The following is a 13,491-nucleotide window of genomic DNA, read 5'->3' as shown; positions in this document are numbered from 1 at the left end:
GGAGCGATCATGGGGTGGGCTGTGAGACCGGCAGGCGGCGTCATCAGCTGGCAGCTGTCCGTATAATTCTGCTAGAGTGCGTTCGCTTGCCGTGCTATCGAATAGCGGGACTGAAGTCAAATTGGGAATGAGGGGCTCTCGTCGAGGAGGCATGGTGCATCGGATAGGTGTAGGCGCGGGACGGTTTCTCGAAGTGGTGTCGGCGGTCGTGTTGCTGATGGTGGTGGGATGTGCCGGCGGGCCGCCTCGCCCTACATTGACCACAGGTGCCGGGGTTGAATCTCTCTCAGTGCCGGAGTATCAAACTGACGGGGGTGGAACCGCCACGGTCGACACCACCCCGCTCGCATCGCCTCACGCGGCTTTGGCCGAGGACAAGCAGGCGCCGTCGCCTGTCTCGGAACCGACGGTCGAGCCGGCTGAAGATCCGTTTTTCGATCCCTTTGCGAAGAGCGACGAACCTGCTGGGGGAGAAGAGTATGACCCCTGGGAGCCGGTGAATACGAAAGTGTTCGAGTTTAATAGGCTGGTGGATCGGTGGGTGCTCAAACCGGTCGCGCAGGGGTATAACGCGGTCATGCCCAACCCGGTGCAGATCGGCATCGGCAACGTGTTCTACAACATACGATTCCCTTCGCGGCTGATCAACAATCTGGCTCAGGGCAAGTTGTCGGGCGCTGGGACCGAGGTCGGCCGCTTTCTGCTGAACAGCACCTTCGGGCTGGGCGGGCTAGTTGATGTCGCGAAGTATATGAATATCACCACACCGGAAGAAGACACCGGACAGACGTTAGGGTATTACGGCATGAAACCGGGCCCCTACGTGGTGTTGCCGTTGTTGCCGCCGTTTACCTTGCGGGATCTGGTCGGGTTTGTCGGAGATATTGCTCTGAATCCGATCAACTGGATGGTGTTCCCTATTATTGAGATCAACGGCATTCCTTCATTGGTTGCTCATCACAACCGGACGACCTCGTCCATCGCACAGATTGGCAGCCGCGTCGGAGAGATTCTGAACGATCGCTCGTTGAATCTGGAAAAATTTCAAGGAGTCGAGGAAGCGACGCTGGATTTGTATACGGCGGTGAAGAATGCCTACATTCAGAAACGGCGGAACCAGATTCGCGAGTAAAGCGTTACGTGATCACTTTGAGTTCACGGCCTACTTTGGCGAACGCGACAACCGCTCGTTCGAGTTGCTCGTGGGTGTGGGCGGCAGACAGTTGCAGACGAATGCGAGCTTGCCCTTTCGGGACCACCGGATAGCTGAACCCCACGACATAGATCCCTTCCTGCAGTAGACGGTCGGCCATCCGTGTTGCGACCGCCGCCTCCCCCAGCATGACTGGAATGATGGGATGGATTCCGGGCACGAGGCTGAAGCCCAGCGCCGTCAGTTGTCCTCGAAACCAGCGGGCGTGCTCCATCAAGGTGTGACGCAGGCTGTTGCCTTGCGCGACCAGCTCGATGGCTTGTAATGCGGCCGCGGCAATGACCGGTGGCAGACTATTCGAGAAGAGATAGGGCCGGGAACGTTGTCGTAACAGCTCGATGAGTTCTTTCCGGCCTGTGGTAAACCCACCGGTTGCGCCACCGAGCGCCTTCCCGAGGGTGCTGGTAATCAGATCAACCCGTCCGGCGACTCCGAACTGGTCCGGGGTGCCGCGCCCGCCTGTTCCCAATACTCCGGTGGCATGACTGTCGTCCACGACCACCGCCGCATCATACCGATCGGCCAGCTCCACAATGCGGTCGAGTTGTGCCAGATCGCCGTCCATCGAAAACACCCCGTCGGTCACGATCATGCGCACCCGGCTCGCAGCCGATTCAGTCAGCCGGGCTTCTAGCTCGGCCATGTCGGCATGGGCATAGCGCAGGCGGGCGGCTTTGCAGAGCCGAATACCGTCGATCAGGCTTGCGTGGTTCAAGGCATCGCTGATGATCGTGTCCTGCTCGTCGAGCAGGCTCTCGAACAGTCCGCCGTTGGCATCGAAGCAGGAGCTATAGAGAATGGTGTCGGCAGTGCCGAAGAAGGTGCTGATCGCCTGTTCGAGGGTTGTGTGCAGCTGTTGCGTGCCGCAAATGAATCGGACGGAAGCCATCCCATAGCCGAACTCGTTGAGTCCATCGGCGGCTGCCTGCCTCACCTCCGGATGATTCGCCAACCCGAGGTAATTGTTCGCGCACAGATTGATGACATCCCCCTGGGCCACACGGATCTCGGTACTTTGCGGGCTCAGGATCTGCCGTTCGGTCTTGTAGAGACCGGCTGCACGGATGTCCGCCAACTGTTGTTCGACGGCTTTCTGAAGCGACGTGTATGCCATGATTTGTGTGAGTCGTGAACAGTCGGGCGTAACGTGTCCGGACGGCCGACTGAGAAGATGCCTCAGCCAGGACCGTTCATGGAAACAGGACTACTTTGCCGCATTGGCCGGAGTTGATCAATTCAAATCCTTGGGCGAAGTCCTTGAGCGGGAAGGTGTGGGTGAGGACCGGGCGGATATTGAGGCCGGCTTTGAAGAGACCGGCCAGGCGATACCACGTGCTGAACAGGCGACGACCAGTGATCCCATGAACACGGATACCTTTGAAGATGACCTCGTTGGCGAGGTCGCAGGTGACGGGGCCGGTCGGAATGCCGAACAGCGTCACGCGCCCGCCGTTCTTCACGGCCCGAAAGGCATGGTGCAAGGCCGTGGGGTGTCCGGACATTTCCAGTGACGCATCGACGCCTTCTCCTTTCGTGATATCGAGAATTGCGGCGGCGATGGCTTCCGGGCCGTCGGTCTTCGCATTGAAGACGTGATCGACGCCCACGTGTTTGGCCAAGCCCAGGCGGTAATCACTGACGTCGGTGGCGAGAATGGTAGCGGCTCCTGCAGTGCGGGCGACAGCCGCCGCGAACAGGCCGGTCGGGCCGCAGCCGGTGATGAGGACGGTGTGACCGGTCAAGTCCTCTACCAGGGCCGCATCGACGGCATTCCCTAACGGTTCCTGCAGGCAAGCCAGCTCGGGCGGAATGTCCGGAGACGTTTTCCACAGCACGGTTTCCGGGAGCACGACATAGTCGGCAAACGACCCGTCCAGATCGACGCCGAGAATCCGGTAGTGCTTACACACGTGGGCCTGGCCGGTGCGGCATTGAAAGCAGGCGCCGCAGGTCAAGTGCGATTCGGCCGCGACATAGTCGCCGACGCCCACGAGTGTGACATCTGCTCCCACGGCCACCACTTCGCCGCACATTTCATGTCCGATCGTCCTGGGAGGGTGGATGCGGCTGTGAGCCCAGGCATCCCAATTATAGATATGGGCATCGGTTCCGCACAGGGACGTGGCTTTCACGCGGATAACGGCATCTGACGGGCCTGGTGTGGGATCGGGGCGATCGGTATAGGTCAGGCCCGGTTGAGCGGCGGTCTTCACGAGTGCGCGCATGGGCTCATTATAACAAGACCGCGGGAAATGCCTAGCAAGCCGTTGAAACACGTCGCCAGCGGCGTTCACAAATGTGACGCGCGTGATTCAGCGCGTCGTGAACCTCAGTGGTTCGCCGTATGACACCTGTACGATTCGCCGGGTTGCTTGCTGCGTCCTTGCTGGATGGCCTGGCCGTGAACATGCAGTTCGTCCGAATCGTCGTGGCAAAATACGGGTTGAACTGGGTAGGGCTCCTGGGTAGGATGCGATGATGCGATATGCGTTCGGTAAGGTACTGGGACCGGCGCTCGGCGGATTTGGGCTGGCGCTCAGTCTCCTGATTGGTGCTGTTTCGGTCGTAGCCGGTGCCTCTCCTGCCTCGGCGCCAGCGGCCGCGAAGCGGTGGGCGCAATTCGAACTCGTCAGCACGGAGTCGGATGGGTCGGTACAGGTGGGCAAGGACGTGGTGCTTGGCATCACCCTTGGCGGAGTGCCCGCGGGGACCGAGTCCGTCATGGCGATCATCGAGTCCTCCGGCTTTCAGAGTCAGACCGTGTCGTTGAGCGAGGATGATACTCCCGCGGTCTTCCAGGGAACGGCGATATTGGAGCCGAATTCCATCTTGAAGAGCCGGACCACTGTCCATCCGAAGGCCGTGCGAATTCGAGTGTCGTTCGCGAGGGCAAAAATCACGGGACTCGAGGAGTTTCTCAAACGTGATGTGTATGTCACGCTCGGCGACCCGCCGCTGGAAGAAGACAACGCCGAGGTGCTTCCCGGGCCACCCGCTGAGAGCCCGGAAGCCGATGCTGCGGCTGTGCAAAAGGTGACCGAGCAGGTGATGACCGTGAATGCGACCATTGCCGAGGAAGATCTCTTGCCTTTACCGCCTCCCGGAGAATCCAAAGCTTATTGGAAACAAGTGAGTGATCTGATCAGCCGGAATTGGAGTCGGCAGATCCGCTCCATCCGTCGGGCTCCCAGCAGCGAGACCGTGCGTGTGCATTTCAAGATGTACGCCAGTGGAGTTGCGCAGCTGATCCAGTTGGAGAAAGGTTCAGGCGCGCGGGATGTCAATGAAGCCGGATTGCAGACGATCATTCATGCCCACCCGTTCCCCCCTATTCCGCCGGATATCAGCAGCGATGTCGTCGATGTGCATGTGCGTATGCGAACGGGGGCGAAAGTCGCAACCCGCGATGTGCAAATGACGGTCGAGAAAAAACCGTCCAAGCCCGTGGTGCCCCCATCACCGAAGGAAGGTCCCGCCGCAAGCGGTCCTGTAAAGGAGTAGTTATGACGAATCGGATCGGTCGTGCGATGGTTATGTGGTGTATGGGCGCAACGGTGCTGTTCGGCGCAACGCTCGGGCATGCCGAAACCGCGCGCTATGATGTGGATCTGGATCATTCGATCGTGGAGTTCAAGGTCGCCCATATGGTGATTTCAAAAACCACCGGGCATTTCAAAGACTACACCGGATTTATCGAAATGGACCCCGATGCCGGGACGGTCAAGTCGCTTGAAGCGACCATCAAGACGGCCTCGGTGACGACCAACCATGAAAAGCGTGACGCGCATCTGCGCAATCCCGATTTCTTCGATGTCGAGAAGTATCCGACGATGCTGTACAAAATGAAGAGCTATAAAAAGACCGGCGACGGCTATACCGCCGTCGGTGATTTCACGTTGCACGGCGTGACGAAAGAGATCACGTTGACGGGCAATTTCAACGGCGTCACGAAGGATCCCTGGGGGAATACCCGGGCTGGATTTACGGCTGAAGGCAAACTGAACCGGAAAGACTTCGGTATGGTGTGGAACAAAGCCCTCGATAGCGGAGGGTTAGTAGTTGGGGACGAGGTGTTCATCAAGTTGGACATCGAGTGTATTAAGGCAAAGTCGTAAGTCGAATACCCCCCTCTCAGGGGCCGCATGCCTGCCCGGATTCCAGGTCGGGCAGGCCGACCCAGCCGCGGCGCATGTAGCGGGGTATCTCTGAAACAGAGATACGGCCCGCCCTCTCCGTGATGCCGGTTTGATCGGCTCAGTAGCTGATTAAGGCCTAGCGTGGATGTCTCCGGACGTCTAGTTTCGTTTCGGGCTGGTCCTGTTGCGGTTCCATGGCGACCCGGGCTGTGTGTCGATGGGGGGATGGTTCAACCAGAATGATTCGGAGGCCGAGAGTAGGGGGCATCGTCATGTGTCGCAAGCGGGCTGGAAAATTCGGATTAGGCATCGGTAGGATATGCAGGATGTGGATGGGCAGAGTGGTGACCGTGCTGGCGGTGCTCTGGAGTGTGGCTGCCGTGGAGGCCGGGGCGCTGGAGTTTACGGCCGATCAAATTACCAAGATCAATGGCCGAACCCAAAAGTCCAACATCTTCTATCGAGACAACATGTGGCGCATCGAGCATCACACGATGGGACCCGTCAACATCAGTATTGTGCGCAAAGATAAGAAGGTGGTTTGGCTTCTGCTGTCGCGGATGAAACACTTCAAAACCGTGCCGTACCAGGCGGAGCAGGATCTGAAGGTCACAGAGCGGTTGGAGGGGGAAGTGTCGCGCGAAGAAATCGGGACGGAAACGCGCGAAGGGCATCCGACGACCCTCTACGAAGTGACGGTGAAGGAAGGTGAGCGGACGGAAGTCTACTATCAATGGCTCGCGACCGACATCCGTTTTCCAATGAAACTGGCCAAGAAAGACGGGAGCTGGATCGTCGAATATCAGCACGTCAAATTCAGGCCCCAGATCGATTATCTGTTCCAGCTGCCGCTGAATTTCGAGCCCTTGGAAGAGTTCGATCACGAGCCGGCAGCGACGGAATCAAACCACCAGCCGATGTGAGCGGCAGACTCGGATACAAAGGAGCGTGATTGTGACGAAGGTTGGCATGACGGCATGGGCGATGGGTGCGGCGATTGTGGGGATGAGCGGGGCCCTCTATGCGTTGGATGTCGCCGACGTCACCAGGGAATGGACGCCGGAAGGGAAAAAGCTGGCAGCCGAGCGGGTGAAGTTGCCGGCGCATGATGAGATGATTCGTATTCCGGCGGGCGAGTTCCTGATGGGCAGCGATCGGAAGGTCGACAAGAATTCTTACCTGGCCGAGTTCCCGCAACGGAAAGTCTATTTGGATGCCTACGACATCGATAAGCACGAAGTGACCACCGTGCAGTTTCTCAAATACGTGCTGGCCCACAATCTCGATCCTTTGATCGATTGGCAGTACGACGGCGGCAATTTCCAGGATACCATGGTCAGCCATCCGGTCATGCATGTGTCCTGGTTCGATGCGGAGGCCTACTGCAAATGGGCGGGGAAGCGATTACCGACCGAAGCGGAATGGGAAAAGGCTGCGCGCGGCGAAGACGGTCGCATCTATCCCTGGGGCAATCAAATGGCCGGACTCTCCCGGGCGAATTTTGGGCGCACGGGCCTCTCGGGGCCGGTACGAGACCGCCCGGAGCGGCTGTTGCTCTATCCGCCCATCATTTCTGTGGATAAGTACGATAACGCCGCCAGTCCCTATGGTGTGTTTCAGATGGCCGGGAATGTGGCTGAATGGGTGAATGATTGGTATGCCCCCAAATACTATGCCACTGCCCCTAATAAAAATCCCAAAGGTCCTGAGACCGGCAGCCAGCGAAGTTTTCGCGGCGGTGGCTGGATCGACAGTACTCCCAGCGTGCGAGTGGCGCAACGGAACGGGACGGAACCCAATACCAAGATGAATTGGATGGGATTCCGCTGTGCAAGGGATGTGAAGGACGGGGCGGACGCGCCACAGGCTGAGGCGAAATGACGGTATCTGGTGACCAAGAACCGAGAGTAGACGCTGAGCCGAACCAGTGAATAAGCGGAAGTTACTGGCTAAGGTCCTCAGCGGTTCGAAGAACTTACGATTCAACGAGGTTATTTTGCTCGTGGAAGCCTTCGGATTTCGTGCTTCGAGAGTTAAGGGAAGTCACCATATTTTTGTGCACCCAGATCTAAGTGAGTTGGTGAATTTGCAGGAGGTCGGAGGCAAGGCGAAGCCTTATCAGGTGAAGCAGTTGATGGATCTCGTCGAGAGGTATAACCTTAGGCTCCAGGAAGATGAGGATCGATGAAGAAAGATTATCATATCAACATCTTCTATAGCGAAGACGACGGCGGATACATCGCTGATATTCCCGACCTGGAAGCCTGCTCAGCCTATGGGAAGACTCCAGCGGCAGCCCTGAAGCAGGTAGAGCTCGCCAAACGCCTCTGGTTACAAGCGGCTAAGAGCGAACGGAAACCGATTCCCAAACCTCGTTACCGTCCCGCCATTTACCAGACCGCTTCCTGACCGACTCCCCTGTGAGTGCGTTTCCAACGTTTGACAGCGAGCACGGGTGGCGTGGAGGAAGGTGGATTGAGGCTGGTCAAGACAGTCAAAACCTCTCTATGCTTTATGAACCGCCAGTTCGCAACAATATTGTTTGGCCTCTTAGTTCCTGGCCTTCTTGTGGTGGGGGGCGACAGAGTTTATCCCACTATTGTTCGCAACGGACATCCAGTCACGATCGTGATCACGACAGTGTTTGAGGATAACACCGAACGTACCACTGAAGTTCCTTCGATGGGTGAGATGTACGGTCAAAAAGTGGCGAGCCAGATTAGTCCTGAATCGGTCGGCCTCTTTGGAGTCGTGAATCCAAGTGCTGCGGGAGAAGGGGCCGGCAAACGGGTTATTAAACAAGTAAGAGGGGTGACCTATCGACTGGCAACCGGAGACGTGCTGATGACGTATCCCAGAGATCAGGATGTGATCATCAGCTTAAATACCGGGGGGGGATTCATCATCGGATTGTCTATTTGATTTCTCCGAATGGGGTGTTTGATATTCCAGAAGAATGACAGGAGAGATGGCGGGATCACATTTCATGGACCGAGAGGGCCGGCCGGAAACTATTTTCGATTGAAGGCGAGAAGAGAAGGTCGCAGTAGCCGGTCAGGGCAGAACCTTAGGCTTGTGCTCCTTTCTTGTTCAGTAAGATGGCGTGGGCCTGCTCGCTCGTTTCCTTCACCAGAATGCCCATCTTGCCGTGCGAAGGCTCGAAATCTACCGGCAAGCCGTGGCTGCGAATGCGCTCGCTGGCCGTGGGGCCGATGGAGGCGATGACCAGTCCCTTACTGGCTTGTTTGAACTGCGCCGACTGCCCTTCCTGTTCCACGACCTGCATCACATGATCGATCTGGGCCGCATTGGTAATCAGCAGCACCTGTACCTGCCCGGCCAGAATCTGCCTAATGACCTGTTTGAGCGGAGCGGTATCTTCCGGGAGCGCCCAGCGGTAGACAGGCACTGGAATCACCTGGGCTCCGCGCTGGGTCAACGCCTCCAGCAATTCGCGGTTCGGTAGCCCGTATTCTTGCACCGCCACACGTAACCCTGTGACCGGCCGGTGGGCGTCCAATGTGGAGATGACATCCGCCCAGGTATTGGGCTCCGGTACCGTCAACGTCGGGTGGAGGCCCAGGGCTTTGAGTGCGGCCACCGGTTTGGGCCCGCGCGCAATAAGCACCGTCTCTTTTAGAGCGCCCTTGATCGTATCTTGGGAATGACTGCTGTGTAGGATGTCAAACAGGGTGGTGGTGCCGGCCCCGGTCATCAGGACCAGCACATCGAGACCGTCGGTCAGGAGCTGCTCGCCGAACTGCAGTGCGGCAGAGTTGTCCTCCAACGGAATTTCGCGCAGGGCCGGCGCCACCAACGGCTTGCCGCCGTGGCGCTCGATCAACCGCATCATCTCTGTCGCCATGCGCGATTCAAATGCGGCGACGGTCAGTCCGTTAAACCCTGTGCCGGTCATCGTACGTCGTGCCTCAACCACCGACTGCCCAGCCGGTTGAGTTACTTGGCGTCCATCGCGCATCGAAATCCGGTTGATTCATTTCTCATCGTCGGATCGCTGTCTACGCGGGTAAAGATCCGGACTGTGGGCGTTTCATTCTGCCAGCCGGCCCCTCGAATGACCTTTTTCTCGCCGCTTTCCGGACCCGGAGGATTCTTGTCCGGGCTCTTTTCGTAGTACTTGGAGTCATACCAGTCGTTGACCCATTCCCACACATTGCCGGCCACGTCATAGACGCCGTAGGGACTCTTTCCTTTCTCGTAGCTGCCCACCGGCATGAGCGTCTTCTCGCCGATCCACTTCTGGTTGAAATTGAGGTGTTTGTCGGTGGGTTCCACATTGCCCCAAGGGAAGCGCCAGTCGTTGTTGCCCTTGGCGGCTTTCTCCCATTCGGCTTCTCGCGGCAACCGCCTGCCGGCCCACTTGCAGTAGGCATCGGCATCGGCCCAATCGACGTTGATCACGGGGCGGTCGGTCAGAGAGGCGGGAATGCCGGTGCCCTCCCAGAGATTACGCGTGGGGTTTTTGGGGTTCTGGGGAACACGATGATTCGTGGCCTTCACGAATTCCAGGTAGCGTCCATTCGTCACTTCATATTTGTCGATATAGAAGTCGGTGATCTCGATGACGTGTCGGGGATATTCATCGCGTCCACCGTCCCGGTCCCCGGTCGGCACACCCATGGGATACGAGCCGGCCGGAACCAGGACCAGCGGGGCGCCGTCTTTTCCGGTTACTTCTTTGGGAAAGGCCGCCGGCTCCGCCGCAAACGCCTGCGAGCCTGTACCAGTGAATCCAATGAGTGCCATCACTGCTGCGAGGACGGATCGTGCCAACATAGCTCCAAGCTCCTTTGGTTCGAGAACGACGATGGGAGATCGTACCACAGCGGTGGAGGTCAGAAACATGGCTAGTTGCTGCCCTTGCAACAGGAGGCTCAGGCCCTAGAGCGAGAATGAGGATTGACGAGATGACAGGCTCACACCTACTATACGATGAAGGAGATCCTACCGTGCCGACCCATCGAGGCTTGCGACATCTGGCCCTTCGCGTGACCAATCTTACGCGCTCGCGCGCCTTCTATGAACGCTTTCTGTCCATGAGCGTGGTGTGGGAGCCCGATCCGGACAATGTGTATTTCAGCTCGGGATCCGACAACCTGGCCCTGCATCAGATCGCGCCTGCCGAGCTGGCTCAGTATCAGCCGTTGCGCGGACAGTTGCTCGATCACGTCGGGGTGGTGATGGAAAGCCCGGCCCACGTGGATGACATGTATCGGGACGTTCAACAGGATGGGGCACGCTACGGAGCCACCATCGCCAAGCCTCCTAAGCAACATCGTGACGGCAGCTACTCCTTCTACTTTACCGACCCGGATGGAAACGTCATCCAGGCCTTGTATGAACCAACCATCAGCCGTATGAAGTTCCAGTCTCCTGCCTGACCATCATGGGTATTTGGGACACATGGTCGCGTGATCAGTATGTGGGCTTGGCGCCCTGGGTCTGGGTACAACTCGAAAGCAACCAGCCGCCTGGGCCGTTTCCGTTCGTTGGCGGAGTTGCTCCGGAGGTGGTGGCGAGCCTGCATGAGGCGCATAGCCTGTTCCTCGCCTGCGTCGAGACGGCCATCAGCGATGTCTTCTCTCGACGCGCGACCCTCGACGATCCGCAGACCAAGGTGCGGCTTGAAGATGCCTATGCCGAGCTCGTCAATTCCCGTCAACAACTGAGTCAGCACATTACCGCTCGGCGCCAACCGGACGGCCACTTTCACTGGTCCCATCCGTTTGATGCCACAAAGTCGGCGACCGTGGTGAATACCGGTCTGCGGATTTTTAATGCTGTGAAACGCCAGGCGATTCCTGTGCCGTTCGAGCGTCCGATGGGGCCGGCGGTCGGAAAATTGCTGGGGATGCTGGACGGCACGCAGGAGGCCGGCGCGATTCAGACGATTGTGGCGACGGCCGGGCGGGACGGCGAGCGGCTGTTGACCAAGTTAATGGAGTTGTTTGTCCAATACGAGTGTCTCACGCCCACGGCGCAGACTTCGATTCGAACCCAGTGGTTGTCCAATACCAACGATCGGGACACGATTCATCTGGGCCATGCCGCTTTGATGTACCGGCAGCAGGACCAGTTCCTGTTATTTGATCCGTGGCTGTTACCCTGGTTTGCAGAGTCGAATGTGCCGAGCCTCTGGGTGTCGATGCTGCCGAAACCGGCGGCGATTTTTCTGACGCACGATCACGATGACCACGTGGATCCTCGGACGCTGCTTCACGTCCCGAAGGATGTGCCGATCGTCATTCCCAGTCGGCGGAACCGTAAAAAATATTTTTATGACTACCTCCCGTTGCTCCGGGAATTGGGGTTCGCCCACATCATTGAACTGGCGCATGGCGAGACGTGGAATTTCGACGGCGGGGCCGTGGTGTCGGTCCCGTTCTATGGCGAAGACCCCTGTGACCTGGAGATGCCCAGGAATTGCTATCTCATCACGGATCGCGGGCAGAACGTGCTGGTGCATGCAGACAGTGGACCGACGAACAGCGGACGGTCGGCGATCAAAGAAGGTATCATTCAGCAACTGGTGCAGAAGTATGGCTCCCTGTCGTTGGTCTTGGCCTCTCAGCAGCAACTCCAAGAGATCCGCAGTTACGCTGCCCATGCGCCCCTGTCTCATCCGGGACTCTGGTTGGAGGTGGGTGAGAACGGCTACCTCACGAATAGTTATCTGGATGAGTTGTGTGCCACCGCGCAAGCGCGATTGTTTGTGTCCTACGCCACCGGGGGGGCGGACTGGTATCCCGATCACCTGTCATTCATGTTCAGCCAGCGCAATCCGGCACGCACGGCACTGCTGACGGCGAATTGGGAGCCGCCCGAAAAATTGAAAGATCTTCTGGCTCAACGTGATTGCCGGTATCATCGCGCTCATGCGCTGGATCTATTTCGCGGTGCGGGCGACGGGTCGGTTCAGGTCGTCTCGGCGGCCGAGGCCTTGGCGCCTCTGTCGCTCTATCGACTCGATCATGGCGAGCCGGCGTTCATGAAGCGTGGCGGGAGATAATCAGTCAGGAAGGGGAAGAGTCGCTATGGGGTCTGCACAGGGTGTTGTGCTCGTCACCGGCGCTGCCGGGTTCATCGGGTCGCATGTAGCCAGGCGGTTGCTCGATCGTGGCGATACCGTACTTGGCCTGGATAATCTGAACGACTACTACGATGTCCGGCTCAAAGAGGCGCGCCTCGCGCGGCTCCGTTCGCATCCGCAATTTCAGTTCGTGAAGCTGGACCTCTCCGATCGCGCCGCAATCGCCGCGTTGTTCGAGCAACATCCCATTCGGCGCGTGGTCCATCTGGCGGCACAGGCCGGGGTCCGGTATTCACTGGTGAATCCCCATGCCTATACGGCGAGCAATATCGATGGGTTCCTGAATATTCTGGAAGGCTGCCGTCATCATAAGGCCGAGCATCTAGTGTATGCCTCCACGAGTTCCGTCTATGGCGGTCACACGAAGATGCCCTTCTCGGTGCATGACAATGTCGATCATCCCGTGTCGCTCTATGCCGCTACGAAGAAGGCCAATGAGCTGATGGCCCATTGTTATGCGCACCTCTACCGATTCCCGATCACGGGATTGCGTTTCTTTACCGTCTACGGGCCATGGGGACGACCGGACATGGCGCTCTTTCTGTTTACGAAGGCCATTCTCGAAGGCAAGCCGATCGATGTGTTCAATCACGGCAAAATGCAGCGCGACTTCACCTACGTCGACGATATTGCCGAAGGGGTCTTGCGCACGCTCGACCGGCCGGCGCAGGCAGATCCAGGCTGGGCGAGTGATAACCCTGATCCGGGCAGCAGCTCCGCTCCCTACCGGCTCTACAACATCGGCAATCACCAGCCGGTTGAGCTGTTGCGGTTTATCGAGGTGCTGGAACACACGCTCGGCAAGAAGGCCGAAAAGAACTTCCTTCCCCTCCAAGCAGGGGACGTGCCGGCCACCTATGCCGATGTCGCGGATCTCATGCGTGATACGGGCTTCAAACCCGCCACGTCCATCGAGCCCGGTATTGCGCGTTTCGTCGAGTGGTATCGCGAGTATTACAAGGTGTGAGAATTTTGAAGTGTTTCGATCGTTTGGTTTGAGATTGTCGCGAGAAGATTTGGCTAATGTGATG

General features: G+C 58.1%; 16 protein-coding genes. 12 read left to right on the top strand and 4 right to left on the bottom strand.

What is annotated here, in order from left to right; translation table 11 throughout:
* The first annotated feature begins 151 nt into the window (after nucleotides 1-151).
* On the top strand, nucleotides 152-1,132 hold the full coding sequence (locus V9G17_09010; GenBank protein ID MEI2752730.1) for a VacJ family lipoprotein: 981 nt from the start codon (nucleotides 152-154) through the stop codon (nucleotides 1,130-1,132).
* Nucleotides 1,133-1,136: 4 nt separating this feature from the next.
* Here V9G17_09010 and V9G17_09005 read toward each other — a convergent pair whose 3' ends face one another.
* Nucleotides 1,137-2,327, bottom strand: coding sequence for a glycine C-acetyltransferase (locus V9G17_09005; GenBank protein MEI2752729.1), 1,191 nt, complete (start codon nucleotides 2,325-2,327; stop codon nucleotides 1,137-1,139).
* A gap of 76 nt (nucleotides 2,328-2,403) precedes the next feature.
* A complete protein-coding gene (gene tdh / locus V9G17_09000; protein ID MEI2752728.1) occupies nucleotides 2,404-3,438 on the bottom strand; it encodes an L-threonine 3-dehydrogenase in 1,035 nt (344 codons plus the stop codon).
* 119 nt (nucleotides 3,439-3,557) lie between these two features.
* Between tdh and V9G17_08995 the strand changes: the two genes are divergently transcribed.
* The 8 genes from V9G17_08995 (at nucleotide 3,558) to V9G17_08960 (ending at nucleotide 8,271) form a co-directional block, all read left to right on the top strand.
* Nucleotides 3,558-3,692, top strand: a complete 135-nt coding sequence (locus tag V9G17_08995; protein MEI2752727.1) for a hypothetical protein — start codon at nucleotides 3,558-3,560, stop codon at nucleotides 3,690-3,692.
* Entirely contained in the window at nucleotides 3,689-4,714 is a 1,026-nt protein-coding gene (locus V9G17_08990; GenBank protein ID MEI2752726.1) for an energy transducer TonB, read from the top strand. The genes V9G17_08995 and V9G17_08990 overlap by 4 nt, the downstream gene beginning before the upstream one ends.
* 2 nt (nucleotides 4,715-4,716) lie before the next feature.
* On the top strand, nucleotides 4,717-5,328 hold the full coding sequence (locus V9G17_08985; GenBank protein ID MEI2752725.1) for a YceI family protein: 612 nt from the start codon (nucleotides 4,717-4,719) through the stop codon (nucleotides 5,326-5,328).
* Nucleotides 5,329-5,675: 347 nt separating this feature from the next.
* Entirely contained in the window at nucleotides 5,676-6,272 is a 597-nt protein-coding gene (locus V9G17_08980; GenBank protein ID MEI2752724.1) for a hypothetical protein, read from the top strand.
* 31 nt (nucleotides 6,273-6,303) lie between these two features.
* Nucleotides 6,304-7,230, top strand: coding sequence for an SUMF1/EgtB/PvdO family nonheme iron enzyme (locus V9G17_08975; GenBank protein MEI2752723.1), 927 nt, complete (start codon nucleotides 6,304-6,306; stop codon nucleotides 7,228-7,230).
* A gap of 46 nt (nucleotides 7,231-7,276) precedes the next feature.
* On the top strand, nucleotides 7,277-7,537 hold the full coding sequence (locus V9G17_08970) for a type II toxin-antitoxin system HicA family toxin (protein ID MEI2752722.1): 261 nt from the start codon (nucleotides 7,277-7,279) through the stop codon (nucleotides 7,535-7,537).
* Nucleotides 7,534-7,758, top strand: a complete 225-nt coding sequence (locus V9G17_08965) for a type II toxin-antitoxin system HicB family antitoxin (GenBank protein ID MEI2752721.1) — start codon at nucleotides 7,534-7,536, stop codon at nucleotides 7,756-7,758. The genes V9G17_08970 and V9G17_08965 overlap by 4 nt, the downstream gene beginning before the upstream one ends.
* Before the next feature lie 66 nt (nucleotides 7,759-7,824).
* Nucleotides 7,825-8,271 carry a hypothetical protein gene (locus V9G17_08960; GenBank protein MEI2752720.1) on the top strand — a complete coding sequence of 149 codons (447 nt, stop codon included), beginning with the start codon at nucleotides 7,825-7,827 and terminating at the stop codon, nucleotides 8,269-8,271.
* Between the two features lie 145 nt (nucleotides 8,272-8,416).
* On the opposite strand, the gene V9G17_08955 is transcribed toward V9G17_08960, so the two are convergent.
* A complete protein-coding gene (locus V9G17_08955) occupies nucleotides 8,417-9,328 on the bottom strand; it encodes a uroporphyrinogen-III synthase (GenBank protein MEI2752719.1) in 912 nt (303 codons plus the stop codon).
* Nucleotides 9,307-10,146, bottom strand: a complete 840-nt coding sequence (locus V9G17_08950; protein ID MEI2752718.1) for an SUMF1/EgtB/PvdO family nonheme iron enzyme — start codon at nucleotides 10,144-10,146, stop codon at nucleotides 9,307-9,309. The genes V9G17_08955 and V9G17_08950 overlap by 22 nt, the downstream gene beginning before the upstream one ends.
* Before the next feature lie 173 nt (nucleotides 10,147-10,319).
* On the opposite strand from V9G17_08950, the gene V9G17_08945 reads away from it, so the two are divergent.
* The 3 genes from V9G17_08945 to V9G17_08935 are packed head-to-tail and all read left to right on the top strand — an operon-like array spanning nucleotide 10,320 to nucleotide 13,427.
* Complete coding sequence (locus V9G17_08945; protein MEI2752717.1) at nucleotides 10,320-10,751, top strand: VOC family protein; 432 nt, start codon at nucleotides 10,320-10,322, stop codon at nucleotides 10,749-10,751.
* Between the two features lie 5 nt (nucleotides 10,752-10,756).
* Nucleotides 10,757-12,379 (top strand): hypothetical protein, encoded by a 1,623-nt coding sequence (locus V9G17_08940; GenBank protein MEI2752716.1) that lies wholly within the window; start codon nucleotides 10,757-10,759, stop codon nucleotides 12,377-12,379.
* A 25-nt stretch (nucleotides 12,380-12,404) separates the two neighbouring features.
* Entirely contained in the window at nucleotides 12,405-13,427 is a 1,023-nt protein-coding gene (locus V9G17_08935) for an NAD-dependent epimerase (GenBank protein MEI2752715.1), read from the top strand.
* Nucleotides 13,428-13,491 lie beyond the last annotated feature (64 nt).

It is taken from the genome of Nitrospira sp., from assembly GCA_037045225.1.
Lineage (GTDB): Bacteria > Nitrospirota > Nitrospiria > Nitrospirales > Nitrospiraceae > Nitrospira_A.
Note: the sequence above shows the minus strand (reverse complement) of the source record. Positions and strands in the feature narration are given on the sequence as shown.